Genomic DNA, 19,344 nt, shown 5'->3' with positions numbered 1-19,344 from the left:
AGATTCCGGATGGAACAAATCTGATTCTTCATTCTGATCAGGGCTGGCAGTATCAGATGTATGATTATCAGAGGCGACTGAAAGAAAAAGGAATCAGGCAAAGCATGTCGCGAAAAGGCAACTGTCTTGATAATTCGGTAATGGAGAATTTCTTTGGATTGCTGAAATCCGAACTTTTATATTTACAAAAGTTTGAATCCGTTGAACATTTCAAAAAAGAATTAGTTGAATATTTGTCTTGGTACAACGAAAAAAGAATTAAGGTTAAATTAAAAGGACTGACCCCTTTACAATTCAGGAATCAGTCCTTAAAATCAGCCTAGTTAAAGTGTCCAATAATTGGGGTGCACTTCAAAGCCCGGGAATGACAGTAATGTCATTGTCGGGCTTGACCCGACAATCTATTAATGGTGGAACAAACGGATTCCGTTGAATGCCATTACCATGTTGTAGTCATCTGCAGCCTTGATTACAAGGTCATCGCGAACACTTCCGCCCGGCTGAACAACACAAGTTACGCCAGACTTACGTGCACGTTCAATGTTGTCTCCGAATGGGAAGAAGGCATCAGAACCAACAGCAACGTTTGTATTCTTTGCAATCCATTCAGCTTTTTCTTCACGAGTGAAAACTTCTGGCTTTACCTTAAAGAAGTTCTGCCATTTACCTTCTGCGAGAACATCCATATATTCTTCACCAATGTAAACGTCGATTGTGTTGTCGCGGTCTGCGCGTTTAATTCCGTCAACGAACTGAAGTCCGAGTACCTTTGGAGACTGACGCAGCCACCAGTTATCAGCTTTCTGACCAGCAAGACGAGTACAGTGTACGCGGCTCTGCTGTCCAGCCCCTATACCAATTGCCTGTCCGTCTTTTACAAAACAAACTGAGTTAGACTGGGTATATTTAAGAACGATAAGAGAAATTACAAGATTGCGTTTGTCTTCTTCGCTAAGGTTCTTGTTCTTAGTTACGATGTTTGAAAGAGCTGATTTTTCATCAATCTTAAGGAAGTTGTGTCCCTGTTCAAAAGTAACACCGAAAACCTGTTTGCGTTCAAGATCAGCTGGAACGTAATTAGGGTCAATCTGAATTACACAGTAGTTACCGTTTTTCTTAGCCTTAAGAATCTCAAGAGCCTTTTCAGAATATCCAGGTGCGATAATACCATCAGAAACTTCCTTCTTGATAAGAAGAGCTGTAGCTTCATCACACTCGTCGCTCAAAGAAATAAAATCGCCGAAAGAGCTCATGCGGTCTGCACCACGAGCGCGGGCATAAGCACAGGCAAGCGGAGTAAGTTCAACATTGTCAGTAAAATAAATCTGCTTAAGTGTATCTGAAAGTGGAAGTCCAACAGCAGCACCGGCAGGTGAAACGTGTTTAAAGCTTGTTGCTGCAGGAAGCCCGGTAGCCTCCTTCAATTCCTTAACAAGCTGCCAGCCGTTGAGAGCATCCAGCAGGTTGATGTATCCAGGTCTTCCGTTTACAACAGTGATAGGAAGATCGCCGCTTTCCATGTAAACCCTTGCAGGTTTCTGATTCGGATTACATCCGTATTTCAATTCAAGTTCTTTCATAGCGTCATAATAGAATAAATCGGGTAAAAATTCAAATCAAAAAAAGGAGGGGGAAGCCCCCTGCGCTCCCAAGTCCTCACTCACGGTAGTTTCGACAAGCTCAACCACCGTTCGCTCCGGTCTTGTCCGCTACCCCCTATACGGGGGTTCCACCCCCGTAACGCCCCCTGGTGAACTATAATATTGGCTTATCCAGGTTTTTGGCCTGCTAAATTTCAATTTTATCAATTTAGTAGGCTTCCAAGCTGGCTCCAAATACAAGTGAGGCCTACAAAATTACAATTTAATTATTTTAGCAGGCCCAAATTGATCCAAAAACAAATAAATTATGCCCTTTATCGCTTAAATCCTCTCTTTTGAGCCTGCAAAATTTGATTATTTATGATTTAGCAGGCCGCACATATTTTTTACACAAAAATTGGGCCTACTAAAACAACATTTTCCATGTTTTAGTAGGCCCAATGTACAAAATTCATAATTAAAAGTGCCATTTAATTAATCAGTTTCTTCTGTGTTCTCTTCAGAGAGCTCTTCACTTTCCGCCCGAGCAGGATTTTCCATTCTCACAAAAATATCTTTTGCAGGGCGGCTGATAGTGTAGAAAATTACTGACGGTAAGATTATAAGGCCGGTAAAATAAATCTTAAACGACACCGCAAGCACTACGAGTTCTACAAGAACAACGCCTAATGTTTTTATGCTCTTATTCGGGTACTGCGCAAACAGTGCTACCGAGTTTCTGAGTGTATTTACAAAACTATTTGTGTAACGTGCAACCAGTGGATACGCATAAAAAAGCACTACAAACACAACAAGGAAATACACAACAAGAAGCGCAATCTTAACAAGACTTAAACCTGAGTCCCAGGCAAGATAAGAAAGGAAAACTCCAAGAGCTAACCCAGCAAGAGTTACTACCTCTAACAGAAACCCCTGAAGCAAGTCCTGACGGAACGCCTTAAAAAAGCGACCTGCAATACCTCTAAAAGTTGAAACTTCTTCATCCTCATCGGCAAAGCGGAGAGTTACGGCAAAGGCAGCACAGGTAGAAGCACCGGCGGTAATGACCGGAATACAACATACTAACCAGAGAATATTTAACCATAAGAGGCTTAAAAACTTTTTTATTAAATCCATATTGACTCACCTTTACTAACTAACGTTAGTTATTATTGTCACCATAAAGTTTATAAAGATTTCTTGCAACTGAAGTTGCGTTTATCTTTGCTACAGGACAATTGCATAATACAATAATCGAAAGCTTATCATCAAAATAATATCCGTCGTACGAATTGAAAACATTGGTAATGCCGGTGTGGAAAATTGAATCGTCGTGGCAGTAAACTCCATAGCCATACGATTCTGAATCTACCATTTTCTGGAAGGTCTTTTTCTTCACAACTTTGCCACTGGTAAAAAGAACATTCCATTTGAACAGGTCTGTAACATTTGAATTTACATCACCACAGCCAATTGCAAGAGATGAAGGAATGCTGTAATAGCGGCTTTTATAATCATAACCGCGGGTGTCAGTATTCTGGAATTCCAGATTTGAATGATTCATTCCACAGCGGCTAAAAATATTTTTCCGTATATATTCGCTGTATGGCATTCCACTCACCTGCTCTATTATGCAGGCAAGAAGATAATAATTTGTGTTGCAGTAAAAATATGTACTGTCCGGCTCGGCAAGAAGCGGTGCTTCATTCAGATATGTAAGAACAAGATTTTCATCCACCGGCTTGCAAGCCATCTGATTTAATTCAATGTGGCGGTAAATATTTTTCGGGAAGAACTCGTCTGCAGAATTGATATGGTCGGTGAGGCCCGAGCGCATATTCAAAAGCATTTCAATTGTAATTTTGTCACCGGCTTCGAAGTCTGGGAAAAACTTTGAAACTTTGTCGTCCACCGCCAGCTTTTTCTTTTCCACCAGCTGCATCACCGCAGCGGCCGTCATCTGCTTGGTTATAGACCCGGCCTCAAACGTGCTGTTAATGCCTATCGGCACCAGCTCGGGGGCCGCCGCCTTTTCATCGCAAAAACCGTACCCCTTTGCAAATACAACCTTGTCCCCTCGGCCCACGAGCACCGCGCCCTGAAAACCAGCTTCGTTCAAATAGGAGTCGGCACGTTCCGCAAAATCACAGTATTTTTTATCAATGATTACTTCGTCGTTCCAGGTGCGCTTTTTTACAGAAGAACAGGAAGTGAAAATTAAAATAAAAAAGGAGGTCATAAAGAAAAAAAAGTGAAACGCTTTTTTCATTATAGACCTCCTGTTTAATATGGATTGCTTCGTCGCTACGCTCCTCGCAATGACGAGGATTATGCTGTCATTGCGAGCGAAGCGAAGCAATCTACAATATAATAAGAACTACATGTTCTTGTTCAAAATACGTTCTTCGTACTTACCAGTTTCAAGATCAATGAAGCGAACAAAGAGTGAAACCTTGTTCTCTTCGTTGAGAGAAGTCCAGATTGTATTTGTAAGAGTTTCAATGTCGCCTTCAATCTTGAGTTTTACAGGTTCACCTTCAAAGCTTGGAAGAGGATTTCCGTCGCCCATATAAGTGTGAATGTAGTGGCCTTGGCCCTTCTGAGGATTGTCGTATGTGTAAGTAAAGCGAAGTGTGTTGTCGCCGTTTCCACAGTCACTCTTGAGGATTGAAAGTGAGTAAGCATAACCACCGTTTACACCGCCTTCGAGATCGAGCAATGAAGAAATACGTGGAGTGTAGTTTGGAGCGTCGTGCTCATATTTGCGGCTGCGCAGAGACTGCTCAAATGTAAGTCCCTTTTTCAATCCTTCAAAAATTGTATCGGTCTGATCACCGTTTGTTACGATTGTCTTTTTGCCAAGTTCACGAACTGCAGCATAAATAATAAGGCTTAGGTCACCTGCAATCAAAGACTCATCAAAAGGCTTTGTGCGAACAACCTCAGTTCCATTTTCTGTATCAGTTACAAAAACACGGTTACGGCTTCCTGCACTGCGGCCCATTGTCCAGTATGCAGAAACTGCGTATTTTCCGTCAGCAGAAAGACCAGCGATAATTCCGCGTCCAGGGTATGTTGTGGATGAAAGTTCGTCTTTTATTAATTTCATAATTTATTCTCCAAATTATATTAGTCGGCAAGCCCAGCTTGCCTCTGAGCCGTTCTTTCGATAATCCTAAAACGGCCCGCTGTCGCAGCCCGTTTTTTAACGGATTTTCGATTTTAGGCTTATTCACCAACCTCTGTATGCTGTTTCTCCAGATAATCCATAACTGCATCAACAGTTTTCTGTTTTGGATCCGGGTCGTCTGCAGGCAGCTTTGCCAGAACGTTATTTCTGAATTCCTTACAGTCAATTACAGGGCTTGCAGTAAATGTACATTTACCTGGCTCAAGAATATCAGCAAGCATATCATCAGGATTTTCAGGATTAATTCTAAGACAGTTACCGTTGATTGAAACAAGAATCATCTTATCAAAAAGGCGAAGGTAACTGTCAATTTCGCGAAGGCCACGTTTTGTTTCAGGCTTTCCTGGGCGGTAACGTGTACCACTTGGGAAAACAAGAATCATCTGTCCGCGCTTTTTACAGCTGTCCATTGCACGCATAGCAGCAAAGTTGATTTTTCTTGCTCTCTGCTCTTCTGCCTGTTTTTCTTCTTCTGATATTTCTTTACCTTCAACAGCGTTCAGAGAACGTGTAGGATAAATTACAACGCGGGTAAAACCTTCTGTAAATGCACGAACTCCGGCACTTGCTTCGTTCAACTTCATTCCGGCAACAGCAACAATTCTTGAAGCCATATCTTTTGCCCAGTCTTCACCATTCTTTTCAAGAAGATAAAGAATTCCTGGCAAATCAAGATTTGTGTAGTGCTCCATAAGAATAAGACCAGTTTTTCCTTCTTTTACAACTGAATCATAAAAAGCCTTGAAGTTTTCAATATTTCCCAAGCCAGATTCAGAATTAAAGGCTTCATCCAAAAGTCCCCACATATAAGGGCGAAGCTGGAGGTTTGCCTCTTCATAAACTTTTGTTTCATCAATTTTCGCAGCGGCGTGCGAAAGCTTAGACATTTCAGCAAATGTACTGCCGAATTTGTCTTTCAACATAATTCCCATATCATTTCCTTTAAAATTGGTTATAAAACAATAGTTGAATTCCATTATAGATTATTTATGACTTAGATACAATAATATCATTTATGATGAAAAAAACTCTTATAACACTGGCCGCAGCCCTTATGATTTTTACAGGCTGTGCCGCAAAAAAGTCTGATGGAAAAACTAATTTTTCCGCTAAAGAATCTCCTAAAATCGATATCTCAAAATTTGATCCTGAACGGGAGAAAGAAGCTCTTGCAGCAACACCACCAGTAATTTGGACAGAAGTTCCTGGCGTAAAAGATGCAATGCTCAATTATTTTGATTATTTTGGATTCTGCGTTTCTTACAACAACTCTTTCAGAGAACCTCTTTTACAGAAGGGACTTCCTATTCACGCTAGCGTAATCACAATGGAAAACGAGTTCAAGCCTGACTTTATTTTTGGCTGGAACAAGTTTAATAAATTCACAGAGTTCCGCGGAGAAGACGGAAAGTACTACAAAGTTCCTGCAGACATTCCAGACTTCAAACAGATGGACAGCATTCTTTCTGATATGAAAAAGCTTGGCCTTAAGCTTCGCGGCCACACTCTGGTATGGCACAGTCAGACTCCGCTATGGTTCTTCCAGAAAAACTATGGTTTTAATGATGAAAAAGAACTCGTTGGACCAGATGAAATGAATGCCCGAATGGAATGGTACATCAAAACTGTTCTTGAACATGTTGCAGAATGGGAAAAGAAAAACATCAACGGCGAACATATGATTATTGCGTGGGATGTTGTAAACGAAGCCGCTTCCGACAATGCCACCGACACAAACTTCCTTCGCGATGCCGGTACAAGCAACTGGTTTGCAATTTATGGTAATGAGACATTTATTGTAAATGCCTTCCGTTATGCAAATAAATATGCGCCAAAAGATGTAAAACTTGTTTACAACGATTACGGATGTGCTTCCCCAGCAAAGAACAAGGCAATCTGTAAAATCATTGATGCAATTCAGGCTGCACCAGACGCTCGTATTGATGCTGCAGGTATGCAGACTCACATTGGCATTTATGATTCTGCAAAAGCTTTTGAAACAGCAGTTAGAAACTTCCTTGCAAAGGGCATTAATGTTCAGATTACAGAGATGGACGTTGCTAACGGTAACTCCAGCTACAATGCAATGAAGCTTAAAGATGTTTATTACACCTGGATTAAGATGTTCATTGATAACCGCAAAGAACCAGGCAAAAACGGTATTGAAGGAGTTACCCTCTGGGGCGTTCGCGACGAATGGACCTGGCTCAACTCAATGCATAAAGGTCACACTCAGTACCCTCTTCTTTTCAACGACAAAGAATTCCATTGTAAACCTGCTTACTACGGCGTAATGGAAGCCGCTCAAAAATAGTTCAAGAAGTTCCCTTTTTCTGCCGATAAATAATTGAGGTATTATATTATGAAAAAGGGAACTTCATTTATTTTATTTTTCGCTGCTATTCTCGGAATCACTTTTTCCTCATGCAAATTAAAAGTTGAAGATGAAAATCTTTATGATAAACCTGGTGTAAATGTTACTAAGAAACAGGTTACCGTTATCATTCCAAAAATGAATACAGACACTCAGTATATTAACGTTTACCGCAGAGACAAATTAAACGACAAATCAATCAATATTGGAATTCTGTATCATCCTCTGGCTCTCGAAAATGACCAGAAAACTTACACTTATATTGATAGCCTTGTAAACACAGGTCATTCATATCAGTACAGAGTACGCTATTGTATTGCTGATGCCTATTATTATTCTGAATGGTCAGATACCATTGAAATCAAAGCTGGTTATGAATTCGAGCCAGACACTACATATTTTGCTTATAGAACAAACGGTGCCAAAATCATCTTTGAAAAAACAGATAATACTTTGACTTTTGACGGAACAGTTACAGCTCCAAACTTTACAGAGTTTGCCAGCGAATATGTTCCTATGATTATCTTCCAGAGTGACAGTCTTACTCAGGCTTTTGAGATTTCGGCTGATGATATTGCTAATCACACAAAGATTCCTCTTATTGGACTTCTTCCTCAGGCTTTCCTGGACACAGATATCACAATTCAGGGAATTGTTGGTCAGAAGGCAATTTATGATAATCCAAACTCTCAGGACAAACAGATTAAGCAGATTATATGGACTGAACCTGCAGAAATTGATGTTGTAGGCGCTGGAAGCTCTAAAAAAATTCACGTAGTTTCTCAGACAGGTTCTGATGGTTTCGACTATTCAGGAAATGTACGTCAGGTAAATTACTAACAGCACAGCCAGTTTATTAATTAACTGAGATCCCGCTTTTTACCTTATAACATTTTATTCTGACAATTGAACAAAAACTGTTAAAATGGTATTTTAGACCAGTATGAATACTCTGGTCGCATTATGCGCTGTAGGAGCCGAGAGAATTCTCGGCAACGAAATCAAACATTTAGGTTATAAGCTCAACGGAAACGCACCGGGACGAGTTTCTTTTTTCGGTGACGACGATGCTCTTTTTAAAGCAAATCTCTGCTTAAGAACTGCAGATCGTGTTTATCTTCAGCTTGCAGAATATGATGCTTTTGATTTTGATGCTCTGTACGACGGCACTTACGCTGTTAATTGGCAGGACTTTTTACGTAAAGACTCGCGCATCATTGTAGACAAAGTTCGCTCTTATAAGAGTAAGCTCAACTCTGAGCACTCTATTCAGGGTATTGTTCACAAAGCAATTTATTCAAAACTCGGTGATGTATGGCACATGTCTTCTATGCCGGAAACTGGCGAAGAAAGCAACGTTCGTGTTTACATTGATGAGAATAAGGTTCTCGTGTTGCTGGATCTCTCCGGACTCCCCCTCCACAAACGTGGATATAGAGTGGACGGCGGGGTAGCTCCGCTTCGTGAGACTACGGCTGCAGTTCTTCTGCAGGAGATGATGTGGCGCCGTAAGACTCCTTTGCACGACCCCTTCTGTGGTTCGGGTACAATTGCAATTGAGGCGACTTTGTATGCGTTTAACGTGGCGCCGGGATTCGGCCGCCGCTTTGCGGTTGAAAATCTGCCGTTTTTTAATGCGGAACGCGCCCAGGAAATTAAGAACGAAGAAGCTTCTAAAATCCGCACAGATGTAGAAGTTCGCATTACCGGTTCTGATATCGATAACGCTGCTGTAGAACGTTCAAAGAAAAATGCTGAGTATGCCTGTGTAATGGCAGGCCGTGCCCTTAAATCAATTGATATCAGCGCACATATTCCTCGCCCAGACTTTATTCAATCTGATTTTGCCGACCTTGCAGCCCCTTATGATCAGGGACTTCTTCTGTGTAACCCTCCGTACGGTGAACGCCTTGGAGACGCAGACCAGGCCCGCGAGCTTTATAAGAAGATGGGCAGTCTTTGGACAGACTTTGCCGGCTGGGATATTGGCGTAATTACTTCTAACGAAGAATTCCAGGATAATTTTGGTCATAAAACTTCTGCTATCAAAAAGCTTAAGGCCGGAAATCTGGATACTTCTTTCTACATGTACCGACGATAAGGAGAAAGCTAAATGGCAATTGTGGTAGAACACGACAAGCGAAAACAGGAAATTCTGCAAAAATCTCTCGATGTTTTTATCGAAGAGGGCTATGAAGATGCAACCTTCCAGAAAATTGCCGATCGCTGCGGAATCACACGTACTACACTTTACATTTATTTTAAGAACAAGCATGAAATCTTTCTTGGCAGTATAAAAGAGCTTCTTGCAGAACTCGAGATTGCCCTTAAACAGATCATGACTGATTCTTCCTTATCTGCCGAAGACTCTCTGCGCAAAGTCCTTGGAACTCTTGCAGATGCAATCGAAAGCAATAAAAAACTTTTCAGTGTTCTTTTGAACTACCTTATGCAGCTCAAAAAATCTGGAGTAGATACTAGCGAACGTGTTCGCCGCAGAGTTATCCGCCTGCGCCACCTTTTGAGTACAATTCTTATTAAGGGAATTCAGAATAAAGAGTTTAAGGAACTTAATGTAAAAGATATTAATGATACTCTTTACGGCCTGCTGGAATCTGCAATTTTCCGCATTGCAGTTTTGAACAAGGATGATGTTGCAGACGTAAGAGCTGCACTCAACACTACAGTAGATTTATTTAAAGCTTAGTTAAATAAAAAATGGATTGCTTCGCTGCGCTCGCAATGACGAAACAATCCATTCTTAAACCACGTCATTGCGAGGAGCGCAGCGACGTGGCAATCCATTATTTCTAGAACTTAGCCTTTCTAAGTCTTACCTTTTCAATGTCTTCGCAGAAGAGTTCACGAAGGTCGTTCAATCCAAGTGCCATAAGAGCCATACGGTCAATACCAATACCCCATGCAAGAACAGGACAATCAAGACCCATAGCTTTTGTAACTTCAGGACGGAAAATACCAGAACCACCAAGCTCGAACCATCCCAAAACTGGGTGCTTGATATGAACTTCGATTGAAGGTTCTGTGAATGGGAAGTAACCTGGAACATATTTTACTTCTTCTGCTCCGGCAATTTCTGTAGCGAACATCTTGAGCATACCAAGAAGGTCGCGGAGTGTTACGTCGTTACCAGCGATGATACCTTCTGTCTGATAGAAGTCAGAAAGGTGTGTAGCATCTACCTTGTCGTAGCGGAAACAACGTGCAATACCAAAGTACTTGCCAGGAACTTCAGCCTTGTGAAGCTGATGTGCAGAAAGTACAGTTCCCTGTGAGCGGAGAATAAGGCGGCGTGTGAACTCGTTATCGAATGTGTAGTTCCAACCACGGCTACCAGTGTTTCCACCAGTTTCGTGAGCAGCCTTTACATTGCTCAAATATGGTTCTTCAATAAATTTTGCGTGTGTAGGATTTTTGATGCGGTATACATCGTGAATATCACGTGCAGCATGGAACTGTGGCATGAACAAAGCATCACCGTTCCAGAATTCAGTTTCTACGAGCGGACCGTCGAACTCCTGGAAACCAAGAGAACAAAGCTTGTCTTTTACAGACTCAAGGAACTGAACATATGGGTTTGTGCGGCCAGGAATAATACGTGCAGGTGGAATTGCAATGTTGTAGCCACGGAAGGTTCCGTTTTTCCACTCACCGCTTGCAAGCATCTTTGGTGTAATTTCACCAATTTCGTTACCTGTAACGCCGGCATTTTTGAGAGCATCGCGAACCTGTTCAAAACCGCTCTGGAGCTTGTAGAATACAGTTTCGCGTTCTATCATTTTGAATGGAGAATCTGCAGCACCACGCTTTTTAGCAAGGCCGTCCATAGCAGAAACTTCAGCAGCAGACAAATCATCTTTATTCAAAAGACCATCAGCAGCAGCACAAGCTTTCTTTACAAGGTCCATAGTTGCCTTAATGCGCTCAGGAAGAGCTGCACCAGTGTATTCAACCTTCTTTTCTGCATTCATTTTGAGAACGCCATCTTTTACAAGAGGACCAAAAGCAGAACCAACATCCTTCTGCTCAAGACCAATTCCTGCTGCAATTTCCGGCATTGTGTGAGCACCCTTATCTTTAAGGAAGTTTACCATGCGCTCTTCTACAGTACCAGTTTCTGCAAGCTTGCGGCCCATCTCTGTAATTTCAAAAAATGTATGTGGTGTACGGCGGATTTCTTTAAGAAGCTCTTTTCCAGAAAGCCATGAGAATGCCTGATTTGCATGACCCTCTTTGTATTCCAGTTCCTTCTGGAGTTTTTCTGATGTAAGCTCATCCTGTCCTGAATACTTCAACAAAACTTTAATTTCAAGCGGATGAAGATTTTTAATGATGTTTTTAACGTCCATTTTTGTTTGTCCCATGTGTTGATGGTTTCGATACGGCCTTCGGCCTACTCAACCACCGGTAAAAAAAATAAACCGACAATTAGAAAATTGTCGGTTTATTTTACAATATTTCAAAGAAATACTAAATAGGTTAGCGAGTTAATTTTATATGAGAAGAGAATACAATTCTTCTCTGATTACGCTCATCCTTGTATGGCTTTCTCTTATCCTTTTCAAGATATCTGTAGTTGTAGTACTTCTGATCTTTTACGAAGTCTTCCATACAAGCAATAATTGTATTCATTGCTTCGCCTTCATCGTATGTTACATAAAGTGTATCATAGTAAATGCGGAGCTCATCATGCATTGGCATGTACTCAATCTTAACATTCGCATTTTTATCTGTACAATGCTGATTTTCTGGCACAATAATCTGTGTAGAGAGCTTCTCGCGCTCAAATCTATCTCTTTCAAAAGGATCTTCCGGATTATCTCCTATTGTTTCAGCAAAAACAGAACCCATAAGAACCGCAAAAAGTGCAAGTATTGATAAAATCTTCTTCATAGCAAACTCCTGTCCTGGGCCCTCCGGCCCGTTAGTAAACACTATACTCAATTATTTTACCGCATTCTAGGAAAAAATCAAGATTTATTACATAACGTCCTGAATCTATTCCTAAAGTGGGAAACTTACGAATTAAAACCGCGCCGGTAATTTCTTTCGGCTTGTTTTTTATTGTTTTTCTATAATAGTTTCTAATTGCAGCTTTAAGAGACTCACGCACAGCCTCCTCTATTCCTTCAAAGCCCTTCTCTACTGAACCATACCCAATTCCTGCAATAACAGGATTTTGAATTGAAGCCCACAGATTATAACTTTGAACCTGGGAATCTGTTCGGGTGTATTCTACCCAGCAGTTCAGGTTGCTTTCAGAAATCCACGGAGAAGCATAGGTAATTCCGCCGCGAATCACATCTGAAGAAACAATTTCTGTAATTTCAAGATACTCTTCTACCCCACGCGCCTTATCAGAAGGAACATAAACGAAATTCCAGCCATAGACCATTCCGTTTATAATCAGAGGAGCTATCTTTTTCATCTGGGAAACAGGATAGTCAAACTGACCTTCATTTTCATCGCTTGAAAGTTCAAGACCTGGAAAGGCATCCAGTTCGGCCCATAAAGGAAGGCGGATATTGCGGATTACAGAAGGAGTCTGCGCAAAAAGTGGCAGCACAAGGCAGAACACTAAAACTGCGAAAACTTCCTTTTTTATTTTCTGTAGGTATCTTTCCATATCTTTACAGGATGAATCCCCATTCTGATTACAAAATAAAGCCAGGCTGCAAAAAATCCGAAAAGATGCGTCATATGAGCAACATTCGAACCATTGCCAAAGAACTGACTTCCCAATTCAATCAGTGCATAAATGAAAACAAGTATTGGAGCCGGAACAGGAATCAGTCCCCAGATTAAGATTACCGAGCGCGGAAAGAACACTGCGTAGGCAAAAAGCACTGCATAAACCGCGCCGCTTGCTCCAAGAAGAAACACTCTGGTCTGTCCTGTAAATCTATATACCAGGAACGAAAAGAAACCGCTAAGAGCTCCGCAAATCAGATAGAAAAGCAGAAATTCCCGGCTTCCTACGGCTTTTTCAAACCCAATTCCGAAAACAAGAAGAGCGAGCATATTAAAGAACACATGCTGCACATTCTGATGCACGAACATATAGGTTAGAAACTGCCAGTACATATGGTAATGTTCCACCAGTATAGGATTCATTGCACCATAGTAATGAACATATTCAGCCACGTTTGGATACAAAAAACGTATACCATAAACTAAAAAATTTATGAGGATAAGTAAAAGAGCATACCGTCTGTAAGTGTACGGAAATGGTCTTCTAAGAATGAAATTATTTCTTGGCATTTGCAGATTTCAGCGCAGTCTTAGCCTTTGAATCAAAGTAAGTAACGCGGTTCCTTCCGTTATTTTTAGACATATACAGACCCTGGTCAGCCTGATTTACAAACTCATTTGGAGAGCTTACCAGATTTGTCTGGGCATCAAATACCGAAACTCCACCCGAAATTGTTACATGAAGATGCTGATCATTATAAACAAAGTCGTGCTCGTTGATTGTAGAGCGGATTCGTTCTGCAACAACCATTGCTTCTTCTTTTCCAGCGTCAATCAGAAGGGCTGTGAATTCCTCTCCACCATAACGGCTGGCAACATCAGAATCTCTAAGATTTTTGCGGATAAGGTCTGCTACACTCTTAAGTACAAAGTCTCCGCATTCATGACCATAGGTATCATTAAACTTTTTGAAAAAGTCGATATCAAACATGATTACGGCAATATGCTGATTATTCAGGAAAGCCGCATCAATTGCTTCTGTAAGAAGATTAAAGAAATAATACTTAAGCTTAAGATGAGTCATCATATCAGTTGAAGACATTTCCAAAAGCGCAGCATTATTAATAGCCACAGACGCAAGACTTGCAATAGACATAATCTGATTGATTTCATACTCCGAATACGAAGCATCATCTTCTATTGCAATTCTTTCCTGTAGAACAAGCATACCATTCAAGTGATTTTTCTGGATAAGAGGAACAATAAGAGTTGGATTCAATGATTCCAGAAGTTTGATATGCTCGCAGTTTCCGCACTGCTGTTTTAATTCATCAAAAGTAAGAGGACGTTTCTGAGAAAGAAGGATTGAAGCAATCGGTGTACTTACCGGGAGCATTGCCTTTTTTTCTGTAAGGAAGTCCTTTGAAGTTTCAAGAACAAAGTTTTCGTTGGTAATTAAGTCGCGTACAAAGATTTCGGCACCGAGAACATGCATCTGTGCCATACAGATATAAACAATAGATTCAAGAAGGTTACTGAAGTCAAGATTCTGGCAGAATGATTTTGCAATATCAAGAAGCTGTTCCAGGTCATAAATTCTTTTTTCATACTGGACAGTCTGTTCCAGAACATGTTGAGACGATTCTTTAATTTCTTCTGCCTTTTTTTTACTCATGCTTTATATCACCACTATTAATAATAACATAGTTTTTCATAATTTCAAAAAATATATTCCAATTTCCGTAATTTGCTTCCAGGAAGTTTGTATTATCCCTGTTTCGCGAAGACATCATCAGAACTTTAAGATTTGAAATAATTTCGCTGGAAGGCTTTTTAGCATCTGCAAGGAGTTCTCCAAGCTGACGGCTCAAAGATGAAAGGCTTGTGCAGGCTGCCTGAAGAACACCGTGGGCGTCATCATTTATCATCTCAACCATCTTCTCAAGCTTCTTGAAAAAGTCCTTATCCTTTTTACTATCCTTTATATAGCTTTCCAGAACCGCAATACTATGCTTTTTATCCTGCCCGAACGATTCCTCAAAGGCCTTAATCTCTTTGTCTGCATTAATTGCCTGGAATACGATAGAAGAGAAGTTTGATTTGTAAGCAGGATTATTAAAGAAACCTTCAATTACAATATCATTCAGCAGAGCCTTTGCACCTTCCGGCATATAAATCTTGAGGAAGGTTTTGAGAATTCGCAAAGGAAGAATCCATTTGAAAGACATGGAAACTTCTGTCTGAAGCAGATTGTTGTAAGACTGGCTGTAAGCTCCAACCTCTTCCAGAGGAATATCCGGGAACAGAGCAGAAACTTCATCAGAAATTGTTTCATCCTGAATCTCGGTTTTAATTCTCTGTTCATCTGAATCAAAACGTGCCTGAAGCATGTTTGCAAAATCCTGGCGTGGTGAACCATTATATTTTGCAATACCCGGCTCGTAAGCAAGATCCTGGCGGCACAATCTGATAAGTGATTTAAGTTTGTCTGGATTAAGAATTCTTGTAAGTATGTAATTGATTTTTTTAAGATTTCCAAGATAGCCCTGTTTTTCTGTATCTGAAATTTCCACGCCTGAACGAAGCTGTGCAAGGGCAAGCACTGCATCTGCGGTTGATGTAGAAATCTGAAGTCCGCTTGCCTGGTAATAAAGGTCTTCCAGAAGGTTCTGGGCTGTTGCAAGGGAGATTTCCTTGTATGCCGGCTTGTACATTAAATCTGCCGGAATAAAGTTTGTATCAAAGGCCTGAAGGAACGGTGTGTAATTATAATGGCAGAATTCTACGAGTTGGCGGAGCTGCAGCAAATCTGCATCCATTTTCTTAAAACCGTCTGTATTCAGTGATTTTATAAGCCGTTCAAGTTCTTTTCTCTGATGAAGATAGATTCGGTCGGGATTTTGACTTTCTGCAAGAACATCTGCCTTACGGTTTTCAAAAGAAAGACTTTCAAGTGCTTCCTGATCTGCCATTGGATAACCGGTAACTATAAGCTGTGCTTCAAAACGGCGCTGGCGCTGTATGTTATTTGGACTTACGGTTACTGAAAAAAGATTATCGAGCGGGCGGGTATTCTTATAAAGGGCAAAAATGGCCTCGCCAAAATTAGGTAAAAGCATGTTGTTTCGGCAAATTGCAGGCTGGAAATCTTTTACTTCCTGCTCAAGCTTTTTCATCTGCTGCTTTTTTTGTACTTCTGGTGAGGAGCGCTTAAATATTGATTCGAATAATTCCGAAATTGTTTTTATAAATCCCATTTTTACGCAAATATTTTAACCTAGATTAATAAAATTGGCAAATATATCTTTGTAGTCGGCTACGGTAGCGGCGTGGACGATGCGTGCTCGGAGGGCGGCGCCACCGGAAATTCCCTTTGAATAGGCGGCAAAGCGTTTGCGCATCTCAAGGCACGCATGCTGTTCGCTGGTTTCTGCTACAAGGCGCTCAAGTTCAGCGAATCCTGTGCGAACACGTTCCTCTGGAGGAACCGGCTCATAACTTCCCTTGGTCAGAAGGTCTGTAGCATCGCGGAAAATAAAAGGATTTCCCATTGCACCGCGAGCAAACATAACTGCGTCAGCCCTAGTCTGAGCAAGCATAAGGCGTGCATCTTCCGGCTTAAAAAGGTCTCCACTTCCAAAAACAGGGATGTGACGGCCTTTTCCCTCTCGGGTTTCCCAATCGTGTACAAGGTCAACAAGTTCCTTCATTATATTCCAGTCTGAATGACCCTCATAACCCTGGGCGCGGGTCCTAGGATGAATTGTGATTGCACTAACCCCGGCTTCAAGAGCAGCCGTTGCCGCCTCGCGCCAGGTCATCTGTTTAGATTCCCAGCCCGACCGGATTTTTACAGTTACCGGAACACCAGCCCCAGCCTTCACAACTGCCTCAGCTACCTTAAACAGTCTGTCCGGGTCGCGTGTAAGTGCCGAACCCGCGCCAGTCTTAATGATTTTTGGAACAGGGCAGCCACAGTTTATATCTATGACTTCACAATGAGTTTTTTCGAGAACAATATGTGCCGCTTCTTCCATAATCTCCGGCTCGCCACCGAAAATCTGTACTGAATAAGCCTTTTCATTGCAGGCGCGGCGCATGAGGATTTCTGTTTTCAGATTCTTGCGTACCAGAGCCTCTGCACTAACCATTTCGGTATAGGTAAAGCAGGCTCCGTTTTCTATGCAGACAGAACGAAACGCCGCGTCACTATAGCCAGCAACCGGCGCAAGAAAGAGATTTCCTTTTAATTCAACGTTTCCGATTTTTACCGGATGATAAAGTGGTTTCGACAAACTCAACCACCGGCTTACTCAGGGAGGTTGAAAGCCTTACAGCTGTTCTTCCACAACTGCTCGCTCAAAGCTTCAAGATCCATTTCGAGCATTTCTGCAAGGAAGCGTGCAGTAGAAGGCAGATATGCCGGCATAGTACGCTTCTTCTCACGGAATTCAGCTGGAATCATAAACGGACTTTCAGTTTCAATCAAAATGCGATCTACAGGAATGTTCAAAACAGTTTCGTGAAGATTACGCGCATTGCGGTATGTAAGGTTTCCTGCAAAACTGAACCAGATATTCTTATCAAGACACTTCTTTGCAAAAGCAGCATCCTCTGAATAACAGTGAAGGATTGCACCTGCATCCGGCATACGTTCTGTAAGAACATCATAAAGATCGCGGCCTGCATCACGATTATGAATAATTACAGGCAGATTATGAGCCTGCGCAATTTCAAGCTGAGTAATAAAAAGCTCAATCTGGCTTCTCTTATCACCAAACTGTTTAAAATAGTCCAAACCAGTCTCGCCTACTGCAACAACATTAGGCAAAGAGAGACTCTTTTCGATAGTGTTAATCCAGTCGTGTCCAGGGTTAGTAACTTCAGATGGAGCTACACCTACAGCATGGTAAATTCCAGAAATAGACTTTAAATTAGGATAAACCTTGTTAAAATCATAGAGACTATTATTGATGCTGACAATGCGGGCAACCCCTGCCTGCTTTGCCTGTTGAATTACGCGCAATTGCTCAATAGGATCATCGTATATCAGCCCGATGTGAGCGTGAGTATCAAAAAACTTCATGATTATTTTCTTCCTAAGATGAGTTAAACTTTAAATATAAAGATACCATAGTAATGATTAAACGTCAAATTTTATTAAAACACTGTCAATTATGATGTCTGAATGCGGAGTGGGAAAACCTATCAGGCTGCCTCGAGGAGTTTTGGCGTTTAGCCATCGAAAACAATCCGAGGATTTTTCGAAGAAAAACCGCAGGATTGTTAACACAAAAAACTAGCTCGCGAGCAGCCTGATAGGTTTTCCCACGGGAGCATTCAGACATCATCATTATCAGAAAATTTGCCGATAATAATCTAGGTATAATATCTCATCTTTAATCATTAATGGTTGAAGGTTTGACTTTATTTCTTTATATATGGTATAATTTTTTGATTATGTCGAAGACTCAGAAAGCTTTGAAGAAATTTGAAAAACAAGTCGCCTCAAACGTAAGCCACGGCTTTGGTGCATTTACACACAAAGTCGGCAACTTCTTTGTTCGCATTTTTAAAGTTTTCGATAGCAAGCTTACAATCATGATTGTTCCTCACTCACAGAGCAAGGTAATCAACTTCCAGACAAACGTGTTCGCACTGCTGCTTGGAGTTCTTGTTACAATCGGTGTTCTTGCTTCCTTCTTCTATTATAACAGACGTTCAATTTCGGCAAACATGGAAATCTCTTCTCTTGTAGAACAGAACCGCGCCACACTTGCCAGCCTTGATGAACTCCGCGACGAAAACGCTAACCTCTTCCAGGCTGCTAAACGTTTCCAGACATCACTTTCACAGAGTCTTTCTTTGCTCGGTATTGAGCAGGTAAAAAATACTTCAGAAACATCTGCTTCTAACGGCGACCTTTCTGCCCTCTTCTCTTCTACAGAAGTTACCCAGGGCTCTCTTAAAGAAGTTGCCGATGTAAAGGAACTTACATCATATCTTGAAGATGCTGTAAAACCTATCGAACAGATTGGAAAAATGCTTAAGACACAGCAGAACCTCTTTACAGAGATTCCTAGTATTTGTCCGGTAAAAAATCCTAACTACCACATTTCTATGGCATTCGGACCAAACATCCACCCGCTCAACGGAAACTGGTACATTCACAAGGGACTGGACTTCTCTACATGGCGTTCTGGAGACGGTGTTCTTGCAACAGCATCTGGTCAGGTTGTAACAGTTGGTTTCGATAACAGTTTTGGTAACTATATCATCATAAAGCATAACCACGGTATGTATACCCGCTACGCTCACTTGAATTCTTTCCGTGTAAAGAAGGGTGAAACTGTAAGCCAGGGTCAGATTATCGGTACTATCGGTAACACTGGTGTTTCAACTGGTCCTCACCTTCACTACGAGGTTCATATCGGTTCTGACGTAGTAGATCCTGCTAAGTATATCAACATCAATTTTTCAAAATAGGTTCC

19 protein-coding genes are annotated in these 19,344 nt (G+C 41.3%); 6 read left to right on the top strand and 13 right to left on the bottom strand.

Translation table 11 applies throughout. From position 1 onward, the window contains the following. Positions 1 to 323: IS3 family transposase (locus BM161_RS12475; RefSeq protein WP_177206245.1), on the top strand; the 323-nt coding region annotated here is incomplete at its 5' end. Positions 324 to 404: 81 nt separating this feature from the next. Here BM161_RS12475 and BM161_RS12470 read toward each other — a convergent pair. The 5 genes from BM161_RS12470 to BM161_RS12450 form a co-directional block, all read right to left on the bottom strand. Next, positions 405 to 1,580, bottom strand: a complete 1,176-nt coding sequence (locus BM161_RS12470) for a phosphoribosylaminoimidazolecarboxamide formyltransferase (protein WP_074933203.1) — start codon at positions 1,578 to 1,580, stop codon at positions 405 to 407. Positions 1,581 to 2,075: 495 nt separating this feature from the next. Next, positions 2,076 to 2,717, bottom strand: a complete 642-nt coding sequence (locus tag BM161_RS12465; RefSeq protein WP_074933201.1) for a DUF624 domain-containing protein — start codon at positions 2,715 to 2,717, stop codon at positions 2,076 to 2,078. Between the two features lie 25 nt (positions 2,718 to 2,742). After that, the gene (locus tag BM161_RS12460; RefSeq protein WP_074933199.1) at positions 2,743 to 3,849 is read right to left on the bottom strand and encodes a serine hydrolase domain-containing protein; all 1,107 of its coding nucleotides are present in this window, start codon (positions 3,847 to 3,849) and stop codon (positions 2,743 to 2,745) included. A 108-nt stretch (positions 3,850 to 3,957) separates the two neighbouring features. Then, entirely contained in the window at positions 3,958 to 4,689 is a 732-nt protein-coding gene (locus tag BM161_RS12455) for an IMP cyclohydrolase (RefSeq protein ID WP_074933197.1), read from the bottom strand. 119 nt (positions 4,690 to 4,808) lie between these two features. Continuing rightward, positions 4,809 to 5,702 (bottom strand): lysophospholipid acyltransferase family protein, encoded by an 894-nt coding sequence (locus BM161_RS12450; RefSeq protein ID WP_074933195.1) that lies wholly within the window; start codon positions 5,700 to 5,702, stop codon positions 4,809 to 4,811. Between the two features lie 83 nt (positions 5,703 to 5,785). Here BM161_RS12450 and BM161_RS12445 point away from each other — a divergent pair, with 83 nt between their 5' ends. From BM161_RS12445 to BM161_RS12430, 4 genes are all read left to right on the top strand, one after another. Beyond that, a complete protein-coding gene (locus BM161_RS12445; RefSeq protein ID WP_074933193.1) occupies positions 5,786 to 7,084 on the top strand; it encodes an endo-1,4-beta-xylanase in 1,299 nt (432 codons plus the stop codon). A gap of 48 nt (positions 7,085 to 7,132) precedes the next feature. After that, a complete protein-coding gene (locus BM161_RS12440; RefSeq protein ID WP_074933191.1) occupies positions 7,133 to 7,984 on the top strand; it encodes a hypothetical protein in 852 nt (283 codons plus the stop codon). A gap of 103 nt (positions 7,985 to 8,087) precedes the next feature. After that, a complete protein-coding gene (locus tag BM161_RS12435; RefSeq protein WP_074933190.1) occupies positions 8,088 to 9,245 on the top strand; it encodes a THUMP domain-containing class I SAM-dependent RNA methyltransferase in 1,158 nt (385 codons plus the stop codon). A gap of 12 nt (positions 9,246 to 9,257) precedes the next feature. Then, on the top strand, positions 9,258 to 9,851 hold the full coding sequence (locus BM161_RS12430) for a TetR/AcrR family transcriptional regulator (protein ID WP_074933188.1): 594 nt from the start codon (positions 9,258 to 9,260) through the stop codon (positions 9,849 to 9,851). 103 nt (positions 9,852 to 9,954) lie between these two features. On the opposite strand, the gene pheS is transcribed toward BM161_RS12430, so the two are convergent. The 8 genes from pheS to BM161_RS12390 form a co-directional block, all read right to left on the bottom strand. Continuing rightward, complete coding sequence (gene pheS, locus BM161_RS12425; protein WP_074933187.1) at positions 9,955 to 11,511, bottom strand: phenylalanine--tRNA ligase subunit alpha; 1,557 nt, start codon at positions 11,509 to 11,511, stop codon at positions 9,955 to 9,957. Positions 11,512 to 11,641: 130 nt separating this feature from the next. After that, a complete protein-coding gene (locus BM161_RS12420; RefSeq protein ID WP_074933184.1) occupies positions 11,642 to 12,055 on the bottom strand; it encodes a hypothetical protein in 414 nt (137 codons plus the stop codon). 31 nt (positions 12,056 to 12,086) lie between these two features. Next, entirely contained in the window at positions 12,087 to 12,788 is a 702-nt protein-coding gene (locus BM161_RS12415; protein WP_074933183.1) for a hypothetical protein, read from the bottom strand. Continuing rightward, on the bottom strand, positions 12,764 to 13,276 hold the full coding sequence (locus tag BM161_RS12410; protein WP_342351354.1) for a rhomboid family intramembrane serine protease: 513 nt from the start codon (positions 13,274 to 13,276) through the stop codon (positions 12,764 to 12,766). Before BM161_RS12410 ends, BM161_RS12415 begins: the two co-directional genes overlap by 25 nt. A gap of 133 nt (positions 13,277 to 13,409) precedes the next feature. Beyond that, on the bottom strand, positions 13,410 to 14,528 hold the full coding sequence (gene dgcA / locus BM161_RS12405; RefSeq protein WP_074933179.1) for a diguanylate cyclase DgcA: 1,119 nt from the start codon (positions 14,526 to 14,528) through the stop codon (positions 13,410 to 13,412). Next, positions 14,521 to 16,110 carry a DUF5312 family protein gene (locus BM161_RS12400; RefSeq protein WP_074933177.1) on the bottom strand — a complete coding sequence of 530 codons (1,590 nt, stop codon included), beginning with the start codon at positions 16,108 to 16,110 and terminating at the stop codon, positions 14,521 to 14,523. The genes dgcA and BM161_RS12400 overlap by 8 nt, the downstream gene beginning before the upstream one ends. A 15-nt stretch (positions 16,111 to 16,125) precedes the next feature. Continuing rightward, complete coding sequence (dusB, locus tag BM161_RS12395) at positions 16,126 to 17,148, bottom strand: tRNA dihydrouridine synthase DusB (RefSeq protein ID WP_083425798.1); 1,023 nt, start codon at positions 17,146 to 17,148, stop codon at positions 16,126 to 16,128. 14 nt (positions 17,149 to 17,162) lie between these two features. Then, positions 17,163 to 17,939, bottom strand: coding sequence for a TatD family hydrolase (locus BM161_RS12390; protein WP_074933173.1), 777 nt, complete (start codon positions 17,937 to 17,939; stop codon positions 17,163 to 17,165). Positions 17,940 to 18,313: 374 nt separating this feature from the next. On the opposite strand from BM161_RS12390, the gene BM161_RS12385 reads away from it, so the two are divergent. Next, positions 18,314 to 19,339, top strand: a complete 1,026-nt coding sequence (locus BM161_RS12385) for a M23 family metallopeptidase (protein WP_074933212.1) — start codon at positions 18,314 to 18,316, stop codon at positions 19,337 to 19,339. Positions 19,340 to 19,344: the final 5 nt, after the last annotated feature.

The sequence above is a fragment of the Treponema bryantii genome (genome assembly GCF_900113965.1).
Taxonomy (GTDB): domain Bacteria; phylum Spirochaetota; class Spirochaetia; order Treponematales; family Treponemataceae; genus Treponema_D; species Treponema_D bryantii_A.
Note: the sequence above shows the minus strand (reverse complement) of the source record. Positions and strands in the feature narration are given on the sequence as shown.